The organism is Neorhizobium sp. T7_12 (assembly GCF_002968535.1).
Classification (GTDB): domain Bacteria; phylum Pseudomonadota; class Alphaproteobacteria; order Rhizobiales; family Rhizobiaceae; genus Neorhizobium; species Neorhizobium tomejilense.
Genome location: NZ_PVBK01000044.1, coordinates 1 through 1,504, shown reverse-complemented (window position 1 = coordinate 1,504; position 1,504 = coordinate 1). Strand labels below are relative to the sequence as shown.

Genomic DNA, 1,504 nt, shown 5'->3' with positions numbered 1-1,504 from the left:
CGGCCTATGCGATGCTCGCCTGCGCCCGTATCGGCGCGGTGCATTCGGTCGTGTTCGGCGGGTTCTCGCCGGAAGCGCTGGCCGGCCGAATCATCGACTGCCAGTCCACCTTCGTGATCACCTGCGACGAGGGCGTGCGCGGCGGCAAGCCGGTGCCGCTCAAGGACAATACCGATACCGCGATCCATATCGCGGCCCGCCAGCACGTGATCGTCAACAAGGTCGTGGTGGTGCGCCGCACCGGCGGCAAGACCGGCTGGGCGCCCGGCCGCGACCTCTGGTACCACCAGGAAATCGCCACCGTGAAGGAGCATTGCGAGCCGGCGAAGATGAAGGCGGAAGATCCGCTGTTCATCCTTTACACATCAGGTTCGACCGGCAAGCCGAAAGGCGTGCTGCACACGACCGGCGGCTATCTCGTCTTCGCGGCGATGACTCACGAATATACGTTCGACTACCATGACGGCGACATCTACTGGTGCACGGCGGATGTGGGCTGGGTGACCGGCCATTCCTACATCGTCTACGGGCCGCTGGCGAACTGCGCCACCTCGCTGATGTTCGAAGGCGTGCCGAACTTCCCCGATCAGGGCCGGTTCTGGGAAATCATCGACAAGCACAAGGTCAACATTTTCTACACGGCGCCGACGGCAATCCGCTCGCTGATGGGCGCCGGCGACGAGTTCGTGAAACGCTCCTCGCGGACAAGCCTGCGTCTGCTCGGCACAGTCGGCGAGCCGATCAATCCGGAAGCCTGGGAATGGTATTACAACGTGGTCGGCGACAAACGCTGCCCGGTGGTTGATACCTGGTGGCAGACGGAAACCGGCGGCCACATGATCACGCCGCTTCCGGGCGCCACCGACCTGAAGCCGGGATCGGCGACCAAGCCGTTCTTCGGCGTGAAGCCGGAACTGGTCGACAACGAGGGCAAGGTGCTGGAAGGCGCGGCCGACGGCAATCTCTGCATCGCGGACAGCTGGCCGGGCATGATGCGCACGCTCTACGGCGACCACGACCGCTTCATCCAGGCCTATTTCTCCACCTACAAGGGGAAATATTTCACCGGCGACGGCTGCCGGCGCGACGAGGACGGTTATTACTGGATCACCGGCCGCGTCGATGACGTGCTGAACGTCTCCGGCCACCGGCTCGGCACGGCGGAAGTCGAATCGGCGCTGGTCTCCCACAGTCTCGTGTCCGAAGCCGCTGTCGTTGGATACCCGCACAATATCAAGGGCCAGGGCATCTATTGCTACGTGACCCTGATGTTCGGCCACGAAGGCAGCGATGCGCTGCGTCAGGAACTGGTGAAGCACGTCCGCCAGGAGATCGGCCCGATCGCTCAACCGGACAAGATCCAGTTCGCGCCCGGCCTGCCGAAAACCCGCTCCGGCAAGATCATGCGCCGCATCCTGCGCAAGATCGCAGAGGACGACTTCGGCGCGCTCGGGGATATCTCGACGCTTGCCGATCCCGGCGTGGTCGACGACCTGATCGCCAA

The 1,504-nt window shown here is 63.8% G+C and carries 1 protein-coding gene; it reads left to right on the top strand.

Annotated features, from left to right (window positions below):
* Window positions 1–1,504: acetate--CoA ligase (gene acs / locus C5J26_RS32355; RefSeq protein ID WP_105405486.1), on the top strand; the 1,504-nt coding region annotated here is incomplete at both ends.